General features: G+C 63.5%; 11 protein-coding genes. All 11 read left to right on the top strand.

Annotation, left to right across the window (positions count from 1 at the left end):
- Positions 1-46: 46 nt before the first annotated feature.
- The 11 genes from ABHM97_RS05230 to ABHM97_RS05180 all read left to right on the top strand — a co-directional run bounded on the left by ABHM97_RS05230 (position 47) and on the right by ABHM97_RS05180 (position 13,895).
- Complete coding sequence (locus ABHM97_RS05230) at positions 47-715, top strand: response regulator (protein WP_349469858.1); 669 nt, start codon at positions 47-49, stop codon at positions 713-715.
- 78 nt (positions 716-793) lie between these two features.
- Complete coding sequence (gene pcrA / locus ABHM97_RS05225; protein ID WP_349469857.1) at positions 794-3,337, top strand: DNA helicase PcrA; 2,544 nt, start codon at positions 794-796, stop codon at positions 3,335-3,337.
- A gap of 24 nt (positions 3,338-3,361) precedes the next feature.
- Complete coding sequence (locus ABHM97_RS05220; protein WP_257368883.1) at positions 3,362-4,051, top strand: hypothetical protein; 690 nt, start codon at positions 3,362-3,364, stop codon at positions 4,049-4,051.
- 253 nt (positions 4,052-4,304) lie between these two features.
- Positions 4,305-5,474, top strand: coding sequence for an ADP-forming succinate--CoA ligase subunit beta (gene sucC / locus ABHM97_RS05215; protein ID WP_257368882.1), 1,170 nt, complete (start codon positions 4,305-4,307; stop codon positions 5,472-5,474).
- Positions 5,475-5,485: 11 nt separating this feature from the next.
- Positions 5,486-6,388: a succinate--CoA ligase subunit alpha gene (sucD, locus tag ABHM97_RS05210; RefSeq protein ID WP_235519026.1), complete on the top strand. Its 903-nt coding sequence runs from the start codon at positions 5,486-5,488 to the stop codon at positions 6,386-6,388.
- Positions 6,389-6,903: 515 nt separating this feature from the next.
- Positions 6,904-7,308 (top strand): tautomerase family protein, encoded by a 405-nt coding sequence (locus ABHM97_RS05205; protein WP_235519028.1) that lies wholly within the window; start codon positions 6,904-6,906, stop codon positions 7,306-7,308.
- Positions 7,309-7,470: 162 nt separating this feature from the next.
- Positions 7,471-8,475 carry a 5-dehydro-2-deoxygluconokinase gene (gene iolC, locus ABHM97_RS05200; RefSeq protein WP_349469856.1) on the top strand — a complete coding sequence of 335 codons (1,005 nt, stop codon included), beginning with the start codon at positions 7,471-7,473 and terminating at the stop codon, positions 8,473-8,475.
- Positions 8,472-9,437 carry a Cgl0159 family (beta/alpha)8-fold protein gene (locus tag ABHM97_RS05195; RefSeq protein WP_235519031.1) on the top strand — a complete coding sequence of 322 codons (966 nt, stop codon included), beginning with the start codon at positions 8,472-8,474 and terminating at the stop codon, positions 9,435-9,437. Before iolC ends, ABHM97_RS05195 begins: the two co-directional genes overlap by 4 nt.
- Before the next feature lie 26 nt (positions 9,438-9,463).
- The gene (gene iolD / locus ABHM97_RS05190; protein ID WP_349469906.1) at positions 9,464-11,389 is read left to right on the top strand and encodes a 3D-(3,5/4)-trihydroxycyclohexane-1,2-dione acylhydrolase (decyclizing); all 1,926 of its coding nucleotides are present in this window, start codon (positions 9,464-9,466) and stop codon (positions 11,387-11,389) included.
- Positions 11,390-11,432: 43 nt separating this feature from the next.
- Positions 11,433-12,944, top strand: a complete 1,512-nt coding sequence (locus ABHM97_RS05185; RefSeq protein WP_257368879.1) for a CoA-acylating methylmalonate-semialdehyde dehydrogenase — start codon at positions 11,433-11,435, stop codon at positions 12,942-12,944.
- Positions 12,945-12,977: 33 nt separating this feature from the next.
- Positions 12,978-13,895 (top strand): sugar phosphate isomerase/epimerase family protein, encoded by a 918-nt coding sequence (locus ABHM97_RS05180; protein ID WP_235519036.1) that lies wholly within the window; start codon positions 12,978-12,980, stop codon positions 13,893-13,895.
- Positions 13,896-13,927: the final 32 nt, after the last annotated feature.

Raw genomic sequence — 13,927 nt, 5'->3', positions numbered from 1 at the left:
TAATATGGTGACGACTTAGGCAGAATCATATGTGGGGAGGTCTGAAATGCTGCGCTACCCACTATCCCGACCCACCATCGAAGTGGACATCGTCGAAGACCACGCGGTCCTGCGGGAGGGCCTCGCCCAGTGGATCCAAGCCAATGCCCCAGGGATCCGGGTTGTGGGAAAGTTCGCTTCCTGGGCCGAAGCTGCCGCCCACATCGGAGCCCTCTCGGATGTCGTGGTCCTGGACGTCCTGCTGGGCGACCATGTGCCGCTGCGCGCAAAAATCCAGGCAATCCTGTCCGCCGGACCCCAAGTGGTGGTCTGCAGCTCAGTCCTGGATCCAGCTGTCATGAGGCAGGCCATAGCGGCGGGCGCCCTGGCGTACATTCCCAAGACCGTGGCGGCCGGGGTGGTGGAAAGTGCGATCCGCAACGCAGCGCTGGGAGAGCCTTACATTACGGCGGAAGTCGCGGCGGCACTGGATTCCGAACGGTCCGGGCCGGTGTTGTCGGCCCGGGAACACCAGGTGGTGTCCCTCTATCTGGGCGGAACCGCGGGAACCCTTGCCGAGACGGCCAACGTCCTGGGGATCTCCGTCGATGGGGTGAAGAAGCACCTGGCTTCGGTGCGACGCAAGTTCCAGGACGGTCCCGAACCACTGACCAGGCTCGCACTCAGGGACAGGCTGGTTGCAGGAGGCTGGCTGGTGGAGGACCCGGACCACTAGTGTTCGAAGGCCTGGAACCAGGGTGTGTGGACAACGCGCGGCTGACTGTCAGGGGCACCGCCTAGACTGGTAGGCACCATGGATATGTTGTTCGACCCCTACGCAGATGGCCCCTTCAAAGCAGGCACCAAAGCCGCAGCCAAGGCTGCCCCGGAGCTTTCCGGCTCCGGTGGAGGCCTGGGTGGCGCCCGACTGCAGGAGGGCAACGGCGGCTCATCGGGCTCTTCCGACGGGCCTGCCTCGGGAGGGTGGAGCAACAGCGGTGCGTCCGGCCTGCCGTCCGCGAATGCGCTCCTTCAAGGGTTGAACCCGCAGCAGGAAGAAGCGGTCAAGCACGCCGGGAGCCCCTTGCTGATCGTCGCCGGCGCCGGTTCGGGCAAGACCCGCGTCCTGAGTAACCGCATCGCCTACCTCATCGCCACTAAGCGCGCCCACCACGGCGAGATCCTGGCCATCACGTTCACCAACAAAGCCGCAGCAGAAATGCGGGAACGCATCGAGGCATTGGTAGGTGCCCGTGCCAAGGCCATGTGGATCTCCACGTTCCACTCCTCCTGCGTGCGCATCCTGCGCAGGGAAGCCGCGAACGTCGGCCTCAACTCGAACTTCTCCATCTACGACTCCGCGGATTCGCTGCGCCTGATCACACTGGTGTCCAAGAACCTGGACCTGGATCCCAAGAAGTTCCCGCCAAAAGCCATCCAACACAAGATCTCGGCCCTGAAAAATGAGCTGATCGACGCCGACTCCTTCATTTCCTCGGCCAACCACAACGACCCCTTTGAGCAGGCCGTGGCAGAGGTCTTCAAGGGCTACGCCCAAAGGCTGCGCCAGGCCAACGCCATGGACTTCGACGACCTCATTGCCGAGACCGTCTACATGTTCCGGGCCTTCCCGGCGCTCGCAGAGTCCTACCGGCGGCGTTTCCGGCACGTACTGGTGGACGAGTACCAGGACACCAACCACGCCCAGTACGCGCTGGTCCGGGAGATTGTGGGCCTGGGAAGCGATAGCGGGGTTGAACCGAGCGAACTGACTGTAGTGGGCGATTCCGATCAGTCCATCTACGCCTTCCGTGGCGCGGACATCCGCAACATCGTGGAATTCGAAGCGGACTACCCCAATGCCCGGACCATCAAGCTTGAACAGAACTACCGCTCCACCCAGAACATCCTCAGCGCCGCCAACTCGGTGATCTCACGCAACCCCAACCGCCAGGAGAAGCGCTTGTGGACTGCGGAGGGCGACGGCGAAAAGATCGTTGGCTACGTGGGCGAGAACGAGCACGACGAAGCCCAGTTCATAGCCAAGGAAATCGACCGCCTGCAGGACGAGGACGGGCTGCGCCCGGGCGACGTCGCCATCTTCTACCGGACCAACGCACAGTCACGGTCCATCGAAGACGTCCTGGTCAGAGTGGGCCTGCCGTACAAGGTTGTGGGCGGCACGCGCTTCTATGAGCGCAAGGAAATCAAGGACGCCCTGGCTTACCTGCGCGTCCTGGTGAACCCGGACGACGACGTCAACCTCCGCCGCGTACTGAACGAACCCAAGCGGGGGATCGGTGACCGTGCGGAGGGCGCTGTTGCGGCTTTGGCGGAGCGGGAACGGACGTCCTTCATGGCGGCCGCACGCCGGGCGGACCAAGCTCCGGGAATGGCCACGCGCTCGGTGAACGCGGTGCTCGGATTCGTGAAACTGCTGGATGACCTCGCCGAAGTTGCCTCGGGCTCGGGTGCTGCGGCAGCCCTGGAAGCGGTGCTGGAACAGACCGGTTACCTCGCCGGCCTGCGAGCAAGCAACGACCCCCAGGATGAGTCCCGGGTGGAAAACCTTGCTGAGCTGGTGGCCGTGGTCCGTGAATACGAACGCGACAACCCCGAAGGCACACTCGGCGAGTTCCTCGAACAGGTCTCCCTGGTGGCCGATGCCGACCAGATCCCGGATGCCCCGGGCGCAGACATCGACGCCGCAGTGGCAGAGGCCAAGCGCATGGGCGTGGTGACGCTGATGACGTTGCATACGGCCAAGGGACTGGAATTCCCGGTGGTGTTCCTGACAGGCATGGAACACGGGATCTTCCCGCACCAGCGCTCGGCCACCGATCCCAAGGAACTGGCCGAAGAACGCCGCCTGGCATACGTCGGACTGACGCGTGCCCGCAAGCGGCTCTACGTCACGCGCTCCGAGGTCCGGAGCATGTGGGGCCAGAGCCAGTACAACCCTGCCAGCCAGTTCCTCGAGGAGATTCCCTCCGAGCTGGTGGAGTGGAAGCGTGAAGGGATGAGCCGCCAGGCCGGTGGCTGGGGAAGCGCCCCTATCGGCTCCAACCGTTACGGTGGTTCGTTCTGGGGCGCGGGCACTTCCCGGGGAGCCGCAGCCAGCCCCACCGCAGGTTTCGACGCCGACGTCCCTGCCGCCGTCGCCCGCAACCGGGTGCAGCCACAGAAGGAAGTCATTTCCGTGGTGGTGGGGGACAAGGTCAACCACACAAGCTTCGGCAACGGCGTGGTTCTCGGTGTTGAGGGCGCGGGGGACAAGACCGTTGCCAAGGTGAAGTTCGACGTCGGCGAGAAGCGCCTGCTGTTGCGTTACGCGCCCCTGACCAAAATCGACGCCTAGGGCCTGCACGGCATAATAGGTGGCATGCGACGGACTGTATGGGGGATTCTTGCCGCTTTGATGGTGGTTCTGGCCTCGGGCTGTTCCTTTGCCACCAAGGACCCGGACTACGTTCCGCCGGCTCCGTTGCCGCCGCTGGAGCAGCTCCAGCAGGTCCCGGTCACGGAGCAGACCACCTTGTCCGCGGGCGAGGACGTGACCGCCTTCGTCACCGCTGACCGGAACATCGTCTGTGCCATGACATCCTCCCGCGGCGGGCACCTCAACCTGCCCTATGAGCCCAATACCTACTCGGACGCGGCGAACAACAAGTTCGCCGTAGTCCCGGTGGTGCATTGTGAGTTGGCCAAATACGGCAAGCCTGATGTTGCGGACATCGCCGACGACTGCGCCGGGACCGGCCTGGGCTACCTTGGCGGGACAGTGCTGCTGTCCCCGGACAAGGCGGTCTATGGCGCGTGCCGTTCCGGCGTAACACAAATGGAGTCCGAGTTCGGTCCCAAAGGAAGCCGCAACGGACCCATTTCCAAGCTGCGCGAACTGGCTGACGGGCAAAATATCGAGCGCAACGGTCTTCGGTGCTCGGCCTACAACAGCGGGGTCGCCTGCGGAAACGTCTCCGGGGGCGTGGCGTTCTTCGTAACCAGGGATGGGTACCAGCTGATTTCCGACGGCGGCAAAACGGTCCGCGGGACCCTGAAACACACGCCGTAGCTGGCCCCAGCCAGCCCAAAAACCGCTACTTTATGCGGTTTTTCTACATCCGATAGAAGTGTAAGGTTACTCACTTAACGGGTAGTGTGTAGCTGGCGGGACTCCCTAAAGGGCTAAAGTTCCGAGAGGACCTTACGCAATGTGACCGGCTTCAATCCGGTTGTTGACCGCGTACTCTCCGCAGCTGGCTATCGCGGTCATCGCGGTTCCCGGCTGAACAGAAAACTACTTCGACGTAGAAGGACACTAAACCGTGGACCTGTTTGAATATCAGGCGCGCGATATGTTCGAAGCGCACGGTGTACCCGTGCTCGCCGGCATCGTGGCGCACACTCCTGAAGAAGCAAAGGCAGCTGCCGAGAAGATCGGCGGCGTAACTGTCGTCAAGGCACAGGTTAAGGTTGGTGGCCGCGGCAAGGCTGGCGGCGTCAAGGTTGCCAAGACTGCCGAAGAGGCGCTTGAGCACGCCACCAACATCCTGGGCATGGACATCAAGGGCCACACCGTCAACAAGGTGATGATCGCGCAGGGTGCTGACATCGCCGAGGAATTCTACTTCTCGGTCCTCCTGGACCGGGCCAACCGCAACTACCTGGCCATGTGCTCGGTTGAGGGCGGCATGGAAATCGAGCAGCTTGCTGTCGAGCGTCCCGAGGCACTTGCCAAGATCGCGATCGACCCTGCTGTAGGCATCGACCAGGCAAAGGCCGACGAAATCGTCGCCGAAGCAGGTTTCGCTGAAGAACTGCGCGGCAAAGTGGCCGATGTCATTCTGAAGCTCTGGGACGTCTTCAAGAAGGAAGACGCAACCCTGGTTGAGGTCAACCCGTTGGTCCGTACCGGCGCTGGCGACATCGTTGCCCTTGACGGCAAGGTCTCCTTGGACGAGAACGCTGGCTTCCGCCACGTGCACCACGCCACGCTGGAAGACAAGGACGCAGCTGACCCGCTGGAGGCCAAGGCAAAGGCGCAGGACCTCAACTACGTCAAGCTCGACGGCGAAGTAGGCATCATCGGCAACGGCGCCGGTCTTGTGATGTCCACCCTGGACGTCGTTGCTTACGCAGGCGAAAACCACGGCAACGTGAAGCCGGCAAACTTCCTGGACATCGGCGGTGGAGCTTCTGCCGAGGTCATGGCCAATGGCCTGGACGTCATCCTGGGCGACTCCCAGGTCAAGAGCGTGTTCGTGAACGTCTTCGGCGGCATCACCGCTTGTGACGCTGTTGCCAAGGGCATCGTTGGTGCACTGGCCGAGCTCGGTACCTCCGCGAACAAGCCGCTGGTAGTTCGCCTCGACGGCAACAACGTCGAGGAAGGCCGCCGCATCCTGACCGAGGCCAACCACCCGCTGGTTACCCTGGCCGCCACCATGGACGAGGGCGCCGACAAGGCCGCCGAGCTCGCCAACGCAGCTAAGTAAGGGACCCGAGAATGTCTATCTACCTCAACAAAGACTCCAAGGTCATCGTTCAGGGCATCACCGGCGGCGAGGGCACCAAGCACACCGCACTGATGCTCAAAGCCGGCACCAACATTGTTGGTGGCGTCAACGCCCGCAAGGCCGGCACCACGGTCCTGCACGGCGACAAGGAAATCAACGTCTTCGGCACCGTCAAGGAAGCCATGGCTGAAACCGGCGCGGACGTTTCCATCGTCTTCGTACCGCCGGCATTCACCAAGGACGCAGTGGTTGAAGCCATCGAAGCCGGCATCGGCCTCGTTGTTGTCATCACCGAAGGTGTTCCGGTCCAGGACTCCGCCGAATTCTGGGCCCTGGCCCAGTCCAAGGTGGACGCTGACGGCAAGCAGGTTACCCGCATCATCGGACCGAACTGCCCCGGCATCATCACCCCCGGTGAAGCACTGGTTGGCATCACCCCGGCGAACATCACGGGCAAGGGCCCTATCGGCCTGGTCTCCAAGTCCGGTACCTTGACCTACCAGATGATGTACGAACTCCGCGACCTCGGCTTCTCCACCGCTATCGGCATCGGTGGCGACCCCATCATCGGCACCACGCACATCGACGCCCTGGCTGCGTTCGAGGCTGACCCCGAGACCAAGGCAATCGTCATGATCGGTGAAATCGGCGGCGACGCTGAAGAGCGCGCAGCCGACTTCATCAAGGCCAACGTCACCAAGCCGGTTGTCGGCTACGTGGCTGGCTTCACGGCTCCTGAGGGCAAGACCATGGGCCACGCAGGCGCCATCGTTTCCGGCTCTGCAGGCACCGCCCAGGCAAAGAAGGAAGCCCTCGAAGCTGCTGGCGTGAAGGTCGGCAAGACGCCGTCCGAGACCGCCAAGCTGCTGCGCGAAGTTTTCGCCACGCTCTAGCCTTCACGACTGACTGACGACGGCGGCCCGTCACCTTCCGGATGGAAAGGTGACGGGCCGCCGTCGTACTTTAAGCGCCCGTTGTGGGGCCTGTTGAGCGCGCTTTTCGGGTGTTCTGAGGCGCAGAGTGGGCCTCGCAAAGTGGGTGCGCCCGTTGTGGGGCCCGTTGAGCATCCCCACCGCCCCCTAACCTCGCAAGCTCGGCCAGGGAACCCTGGCGTTGTGGGCCCTGCTGAGGATTTCTGGCGCAGAGTGGGCCTCGCAATGTGGATTGGCCTGTTGTGGGGCCTGTTGAGCGCGCAATTCGGTTGTTTTGAGGCGCAGAGTGGGCCTCGCAATGTGGGTGCGCCCGTTGTGGGGCCCGTTGAGCGCGCTTTTCGGGTGTTTTGAGGCGCAGAGTGGGCCTCGCAGAGTGGGGCAGGGGTCCGTCCGAATGTACCCGGGCGGGCCTTTGCTGTATCCAGGCTCGAAGTAGTTTGTTAGTATGTTAGGACAAACTATTCGAAGGGAATGCAATGCCACTTGTGCGAATCGACGTGAACCAGGGCCGCTCCGCGGAGGAGTTGACAGCTCTCAGCCGAGCCATCCACGACGCAATTCTGGGTGAGTACGGAATTCCGGAGCGCGACTACTTCCACATCCTCACTGAGCATCCGCAGGGGCAGATCGTGGCGCAGGATGCAGGGCTTGGCTTTGAGCGGACTGCTGGTGTGGTGATGATCCAGATCTTTACCCAGGAAGGTCGGAGCCAGATGGCCAAGAGCTCCCTCTTTGAAGCCATTGCGGGCCGCTTGGCGGCAGTGGGGGTCCGTGGCGAGGACGTCTTTGTGGGCTACGTCGAAAACACTGCGGGGGACTGGTCCTTCGGCTTCGGGCGCAGCCAGTATGTCACCGGAGAACTGGCCGTTCCGCGCAAGTAAAAGCAGTCTGTGTCATGTTGTAAATATGTCAGTACAAACCTTTGACAGGACATGAAATCTGGTGCAAAGTAGTCATGTGGCCCCGCTCACTGAGGGGTGGCAAGGCATCGGGGCCCAGCGCTCAGAGGTTCAGAGTTCACAAGAGAAAGGTCAACGATCATCGTGACCCACGAACTGCTCACAATCGGGCGCATCAGCGTTGATATCTACCCGAACGACATCGGAGTGGACCTGGAGGACGTGACGTCCTTCGGCAAGTACCTCGGAGGTTCGCCCTCCAACGTGGCTGTGGCGGCTGCCCGGCACGGACGTCGCACTGGCGTGATCACGCGGACCGGCGACGACGCATTCGGCACATACCTCCACCGGGAACTGCGCAAATTCAACGTGGATGACTCGTTCGTTTCACCCGTGACCCAATACCCCACGGCGGTGACGTTCTGCGCCATCAAGCCCGCAACAGACGAATTCCCGCTCTACTTCTACGGCCGCTTTCCCACGGCCCCGGACCTGCAGATCCAGGCCGAAGAGCTCGACCTGGACGCGATCCGCGAAGCCAGGATTTTCTGGTCCACGGTGACCGGCCTGTGCCAGGAGCCCAGCCGCAGTGCACACCTCGCAGCACACCAGGCCCGCCCCCGGACCAGCCTGAAGGAAGGCCAGTTCACCATCCTGGACCTGGACTACCGGCCGATGTTCTGGAACTCCGAGGAAGAGGCGCGTGGAGAGGTCGCGAAGATCCTCCCGTACGCCACGGTGGCAATCGGCAACGACAAGGAATGTGCCGTAGCCGTTGGCGAGGGGACGCCCGACGAGCAGGCGGACCGTCTGTTGGCAGCCGGTGTCGAGATCGCCGTCGTGAAGCTTGGCGCTGAAGGCGTGATGGCCAAGACCCGCAGCGAGCGTGTGGTCTCAGCGCCGGTCCCGGTGGAAACCGTCAACGGCCTGGGTGCCGGCGACTCCTTCGGGGGCGCGTTCTGCCACGGCCTGCTGTCCGGCTGGCCCTTGTCCGAAGTCCTGGACTACGCAAACGCCTCGGGCGCGATCGTCGCCTCCCGCGTTTCGTGCGCGGATGCGATGCCGACGCCGGACGAGGTCACCTCGCTGCTCGCCGAACGCGGCCGCCCCATTCCGGGTGCCACCCTTACCGAAGGAGCCGTGCGTTGAGCCCCAACGATGATCCCCGCCGCTATGAGCACCTGAGCCGGATCCGGCTCGAAGATCCGGACGCCGTCGCCCGCGCAGCTGCCACCCGCCGTCGGCATCCGGGCTTGAAGTACGGCCAGCAGAGCTTCATCGTCGCAGCGGACCACCCTGCCCGGGGAGCCCTGTCAGTAGGTTCCGAGCCGATGGCCATGGCTGACCGGCGCGACCTGCTTGACCGCTTGCAGATCGCCCTGGCCAACCCGGCCGTGGACGGGATCCTCGCGTCACCGGACATCATGGATGACCTCCTTCTCCTGGGTGCCCTGGAAGGCAAGCTGGTGTTCGGTTCCATGAATCGCGGCGGCCTGGCCGGCCTGGTCAACGAGTTCGACGACCGCTTCACCGGCCACACGGCAGCTGCCTTGGAGGCGCTGGGCGCTGACGGCGGCAAGATGCTCACCCGCATCTGCCTGGGCGACCCGGATACGGTTGCCACCCTTGAGGCCACCGCCAAAGCCATTGATTCGCTGGCCGAGCGCAAACTCATCGCCATGGTGGAGCCGTTCCTTTCCATCCGCGACGCCAACGGCAAGGTCCGCAACGACCTCCGCGCGGACGCCGTGATCAAGTCGGTAGGCATCGCCGAAGGTCTCGGATCCACCAGCGCCTACACCTGGATGAAGCTTCCGGTGGTGAAGGACATGGAGCGCGTCATGGCCTCCACCACCTTGCCCACCGTTCTTTTGGGCGGGGACCCGGACGGCAGCCAGGATGAAGTTTTCGCTTCCTGGCAGGCGGCCCTTGCACTGCCCGGAGTCCAGGGCCTCACTGTGGGGCGCACGCTGTTGTACCCGCACGACGGCGACGTGGCAGGTGCCGTAGCCACGGCCGCCTCGCTGCTGAACGCCCCGGCGCCCGCTGCCGCCGCCAACGCAAACGGCCATGCCTCCTCAGACCGCATTCCAGTGAAAGTATCGGAGTAAGACCAGTGGGAACAGCAACCCGTCGGATGACCGTGGCGCAAGCCGTGGTGGAGTTCCTGTCCAAGCAGTACACCGTTGACTCTGTTGATGGTGTTCAGTTCCGTGAGCGCTTGATTCCGGGGACGTTCGGGATCTTCGGCCACGGCAATGTCGCCGGCGTGGGCCAGGCCCTGAAGCAGTACCAGGCCGCGGATCCCGCGATCATGCCCTACTACCAGGGCCGCAACGAGCAGGCCCAGGTCCACCAGGCCGTGGGCTACGCCCGTCACGCCCGTCGTCGCCAGACGTTCGCGATCAGCACCTCCATTGGTCCTGGCTCATCGAACCTGCTGACCGGCGCGGCGCTGGCCACCACCAACCGTTTGCCTGTGCTGTTGCTGCCCAGCGACACCTTTGCAACACGGGCTGCGGACCCCGTCCTGCAGCAGTTGGAGTTGCCGTACGCCTACGACATCACGGTGAACGACGCGTTCCGGCCGTTGTCGAAGTTCTTTGACCGGGTCTCCCGGCCGGAGCAGCTGTTCTCCGCGTTCCACCACGGCCTCCGGGTCCTGACTGATCCGGCCGAAACGGGCGCGGTGACGATTTCCCTGCCGCAGGACGTCCAGGCCGAAGCTTTCGATGTTCCCGAAGAGTTCCTGTCCGAACGTGAGTGGCGGATCCGCCGTCCCGAGGCGGAGGACGATCACATCCGCCGTGCCGTGGAGGCCATCCGCGCCGCGAAACGCCCACTGATCATTGCCGGCGGCGGTGTCCTGTACGCCTACGCAAATGACGAACTTTCCAAGTTCGCTGAGCTGACGGGAATCCCGGTGGGCAACACCCAGGCCGGCGTCGGCGTCCTGCCCTGGGACCACAAGTTCTCCCTCGGTGCCATCGGCTCAACCGGTACGACGGCGGCCAACGCCATCGCTGCCGAAGCGGACCTGATCATCGGGATCGGCACGCGCTACGAGGACTTCACCACCGCATCCCGTACGGCGTTCCAGAACCCGGACGTAAAGTTCGTGAACATCAACGTCGCGCCGATCGATGCCTACAAGCACGGCACGACGCTGCCGATCGTCGCCGATGCCCGCAAGGCGCTGGTGAAGCTCAACCAGGCCTTGGGCGGTTACCGCGTGGGTGCGGACTTGGAAGAGAAGGTTGCGGCGGAGAAGAAACGCTGGAACGCGATCGTGGACGAAGCCTTCGAAACCCGCTACACGCCGTTGCCTGCCCAGAACGAAATCATCGGCGCCACCAACAAGGCCATGGACGACCACGACGTTGTCATCTGTGCCGCGGGGTCGCTGCCCGGTGACCTGCATAAGATGTGGCGCGTCCGGGACCCGTTCGGCTACCACGTGGAATACGCGTACTCCTGCATGGGCTACGAAATCCCCGGCGGCCTCGGCGTCAAACGAGCAGCGCTGGCCGAAGCGGCAGCCGGTGGCCCCGACAGGGATGTGGTGGTCATGGTGGGGGACGGCTCCTACCTGATGATGCACACCGAACTGGTTACCGCCGTCGCCGAACGCATCAAACTGATCGTGGTCCTCATCCAGAACCACGGCTACGCGTCCATCGGTTCGCTGTCCGAGTCCCTCGGTTCCCAGCGCTTTGGTACCCAGTACCGGGTTCTGGACAAGGAGCAGCACAGCTTCGACGCCGGGGAGCACCTGCCCATCGACCTCGCCACGAACGCCGAGTCACTGGGCGCGAAAGTCATCCGCATCGAACCGGGCGACAACGTCATCGAAGCCCTCGGTGCGGCGATCAAGGAAGCCAAGGCAGCTCCGGAGACCGGTCCGATCGTGATCCACGTCGAGTCCGATCCCTTGTTGGACGCCCCGAGCTCCGAGTCCTGGTGGGACGTCCCCGTCTCGGCAGTCTCCGAGCTGGAATCCACCCAGCAGGCCTACAAGACGTACACAGACCACAAGAGCCGCCAGCGCAAGCTGCTCGGCTGAATCCCAGACACACAGATCCCACAGACCACAAGGAAGTCCGCACATGTCGACGACGACCACACTGACCACCATCCACCACTTCATCAACGGCGCTGAAACCACGGGCGAGGGCGACCGTACCCAGCCGGTGTACAACCCGGCCACCGGCCAGGTCACCGCTGAATTGCGCCTGGCCAACGAGGCGGACCTGAACACCACGGTCGCAGCGGCCCGCAAGGCAGCCGATACCTGGGGTGACATTTCCCTGGCCAAGCGCACCGCCGTCTTGTTCAAGTTCCGTGAACTCGTCGCAGCCCACGTGGACGAGCTGGCAGAGCTCATCACTGCCGAGCACGGCAAGGTGCTTTCCGATGCCAAGGGCGAAATCGGCCGCGGGCTCGAAGTCATCGAGTTCGCCTGCGGTATCCCCACCCTGCTCAAGGGTGACTACTCGGACCAGGTGTCCACCGGGATCGACGTCTTCTCTTTCCGCGAACCCCTGGGCGTAGTTGCCGGCATCACGCCGTTCAACTTCCCGGTCATGGTTCCGTTGTGGATGGCGCCGATGGCCATCGCCACCGGCAACGCCTTTATCCTCAAGCCGTCCGAGCGCGACCCGTCCGCTTCGATGCTCCTGGCCAAGCTCTGGAAGCAGGCCGGCCTGCCCGATGGCGTGTTCCAGGTCCTGCACGGTGGCAAGGAGACCGTCGACGGCCTGTTGACGCACCCGGACGTGGATGGCATCAGCTTCGTTGGTTCCACCCCGATCGCCCAGTACGTCCACGAAACCGCCACCAAGCACGGCAAACGCGTCCAGGCATTGGGTGGGGCAAAGAACCACGCAATCGTGCTCCCGGACGCTGACCTGGACAACGCCGCCGACCACCTCGCCGCCGCCGCGTTCGGCTCCGCAGGGGAACGTTGCATGGCCATCTCGGTGGCCGTCGCCGTTGGGGACGCCGCGGACCTGATCGTGAAAAAGGTCGAAGAACGGGCTCTGGCCGTGAAGGTCAACAACGGCACCGAGCCCGACGCTGAAATGGGTCCGGTCATCACCCCGGCCTCCAAGGAACGCATCGTCAAGATCGTCACCGAAGCCGAGCAGGCCGGTGCAGCGATGGTAGTGGACGGCCGCGACCTCGTGGTCCCGGGCCACGAAGACGGCTTCTGGGTAGGTCCCACCGTGATCGACCACGTCAAAACCGAGATGACCGCCTATACCGAGGAAATCTTCGGACCCGTCCTGGTGGTAGTACGCGTCGATACCCTCGAGGACGGCATCAACCTGATCAACTCCAACCCGTACGGCAACGGCACCGCCATCTTCACCTCCAACGGCGCAGCAGCGCGGAAGTTCCAGCGCTCCGTCACCGTGGGCATGGTTGGTATCAACGTCCCGTTGCCCGTGCCGGTGGCCTACCACTCCTTCGGCGGCTGGAAGAATTCCCTCTTCGGCGACAAGCACATCTACGGCCCCGAAGGCGTCTCCTTCTACACCCGCGGCAAGGTCATCACGTCCCGCTGGCCCGAACCCACCCACGCCTCCGGCGCTTCCTACAACTTCCCCTCCAACTAAGTCCCCACCGCCGCAAAGGAAGACAACGCTGTCATGACCGACGTCGAGAACAAGCTCATCATTGGCACCGCACCGGACTCCTGGGGAGTCTGGTTTGCGGATGACCCCCAGCAGACCCCCTGGGAACGATTCCTGGATGAGGTTGCCGAATCCGGCTACAAGTGGATCGAACTTGGCCCGTACGGCTACCTGCCGAACGACCCCACACGCTTGGCTGAAGAACTCAAGCAGCGCGACCTCCAGGTCACCGCAGGAACCGTCTTCACGGCCTTCCACCGCGGTGCCGGCCAGTACGATGAAGCGTGGGAGCCGGCCCGCAAGGTCGCGGAACTGACCGCAGCCATGGGTGGAGAACACATCGTGGTCATCCCCGCCATGTGGCGCGACGACGTCACCGGCGAAGCTGTGGAGAACGGCGAACTCACGGACGAGCAGTGGGCGGACCTCTTCGCCGGCCACAACCGGATGGGCAAAGTCCTCCTGGAGGACTTCGGCCTGCACCAGCAGTTCCACTCCCACGCGGATTCACATGTGGGCGCGCAAAAGGACATCGAAACCCTGCTGGCCGCCACGGATCCGCAGTACTTGAACCTCTGCCTGGACACAGGACACGCGGAATACTGCGGAGCTTCCAGCCTGGAACTAATCAAGAACTACCCGGACCGCATCGGCTACCTGCACCTCAAGCAGATCAACCCTCAGGTCCTGGCCGAAGTCAACGAGAAGAACATGACCTGGGCGGCTGCCAACCTGGCCGGCGTCATGACCGAGCCGCCGAACGGCCTCCCGGACCTGCGCGCAGTCATCGAAGCAGTCGAAGCGCTCAACCGGCCCATCTTCGGCATCGTGGAGCAGGACATGTACCCGGTAGCGTTCGATGTGCCGATGCCCATCGCCAAGCGCACCCGCAACTACCTGCTTTCCTGCGGTTCCCGTACCCGCGTCCAGTAGCACCCCAGAAGAACTTCACGAAGGACAGATAC

This window comes from Paenarthrobacter sp. CAP02, from assembly GCF_040137855.1.
Classification (GTDB): Bacteria; Actinomycetota; Actinomycetes; order Actinomycetales; family Micrococcaceae; genus Arthrobacter.
The sequence above is the reverse complement of the archived record's forward strand: the minus strand, read 5'-3'. Positions and strand labels throughout refer to the sequence as shown.

Excerpts from the sequence above, each read along its gene's own strand:
- pcrA (WP_349469857.1), top strand. The coding sequence starts at position 794 with ATGGATATGTTGTTCGACCCCTACGCAGATGGCCCCTTCAAAGCAGGC.
- ABHM97_RS05230 (WP_349469858.1), top strand. The coding sequence starts at position 47 with ATGCTGCGCTACCCACTATCCCGACCCACCATCGAAGTGGACATCGTC.
- iolD (WP_349469906.1), top strand. The coding sequence starts at position 9,464 with ATGACCGTGGCGCAAGCCGTGGTGGAGTTCCTGTCCAAGCAGTACACC.
- ABHM97_RS05180 (WP_235519036.1), top strand. The coding sequence starts at position 12,978 with ATGACCGACGTCGAGAACAAGCTCATCATTGGCACCGCACCGGACTCC.
- sucD (WP_235519026.1), top strand. The coding sequence starts at position 5,486 with ATGTCTATCTACCTCAACAAAGACTCCAAGGTCATCGTTCAGGGCATC.
- ABHM97_RS05205 (WP_235519028.1), top strand. The coding sequence starts at position 6,904 with ATGCCACTTGTGCGAATCGACGTGAACCAGGGCCGCTCCGCGGAGGAG.
- ABHM97_RS05185 (WP_257368879.1), top strand. The coding sequence starts at position 11,433 with ATGTCGACGACGACCACACTGACCACCATCCACCACTTCATCAACGGC.
- ABHM97_RS05220 (WP_257368883.1), top strand. The coding sequence starts at position 3,362 with ATGCGACGGACTGTATGGGGGATTCTTGCCGCTTTGATGGTGGTTCTG.